2 protein-coding genes are annotated in these 1020 nt (G+C 36.8%); both read right to left on the minus strand.

The window, feature by feature from the left end; all coding sequences use genetic code 11:
• Positions 1-17 precede the first annotated feature (17 nt).
• Positions 18-518, minus strand: coding sequence for a transposase (locus tag ACM0OS_RS28945; RefSeq protein WP_414546616.1), 501 nt, complete (start codon positions 516-518; stop codon positions 18-20).
• A 59-nt stretch (positions 519-577) separates the two neighbouring features.
• Positions 578-964: a helix-turn-helix domain-containing protein gene (locus tag ACM0OS_RS28950; protein WP_414546617.1), complete on the minus strand. Its 387-nt coding sequence runs from the start codon at positions 962-964 to the stop codon at positions 578-580.
• Between the last annotated feature and the right edge of the window lie 56 nt (positions 965-1020).

Genomic DNA, 1020 nt, shown 5'->3' on the forward strand with positions numbered 1-1020 from the left:
TACAGCCTTTCCGGCTGTTATGAGGTACAGTAACAGCAATTAGCAAACCAGTTTCTTAAATGTTGAGGATTTATTAAGTCAAGTGCAACAGAAATAATTCGATCTACCATTTTTGTTGTAGTCGGTGAAAACATCCGCAAGAATGACTTAAGTTGTGACCACCATAACTCAATTGGGTTAAAATCTGGTGAGTATGGTGATAAACATATAACTGAAGCACCAACAGCTTCAATCATAGGTACAATTGAATCTAGTTTATGCGCGGATAAATTATCCATCACGACCACTGCTCCTGACCATAACTCTGGCACTAAAAACTTCTCAACAAATACTTCAAAAGCTTTGCCATCCATTGAGTTATTCATTGTCATTAATGCAACTACTTTTTTAATACTAATGGCTCCAATTACCGTAACCTTTGAACCTCGATAGAAAGGGTTGAGAGAGTAAGCTCTTGTTCCCATTTGTGAACGGGCATGAGTCCTTGTTAAACCAAGTAGAACACCAGTTTCGTCCACAAATACTAGATTTTCTGGTTCTATATGTTTGACCTTTTCCCAATAATCTAATCTTAAATTCAGGACTCTCTCCGTTCCTGCTTGGGTACTGCGCTTTGTTTTTTTTTACGATTTAATCCCAATTTCTGCAATGCACGACACATTGCACTTCGACCTACCAGATTGCCAGTCTTGTCTGCAAATAATTCACACAACTCTATCAATGTTGCATCTGGATGTGTTTCAACTAATTCTCTTAGCTCTATTTCAGCATTTGTTAGATGACTAAATTGTGGTTTTCCTCGCGGCTTGGATTGTAAATTTCCATCAACTTTTTGTTGTTTTACAAGCTTTTGTACTAAACTCTTCGACACGGAAAATATGTTAGCTACTTTCCTGATTGAGATGTTTTTCTGAACATGTGCTGCAACTATTTTTTCTCGAAGATCGATAGAGTATGACTTCATTTAAAAATATTTATATTTTGATCTAGTGTACCTCATTACAGACGGAAGTGCTGTAA

The sequence above is a fragment of the Nostoc sp. CCY0012 genome, assembly GCF_963920855.1.
Classification (GTDB): Bacteria; Cyanobacteriota; Cyanobacteriia; order Cyanobacteriales; family Nostocaceae; genus Cyanocohniella.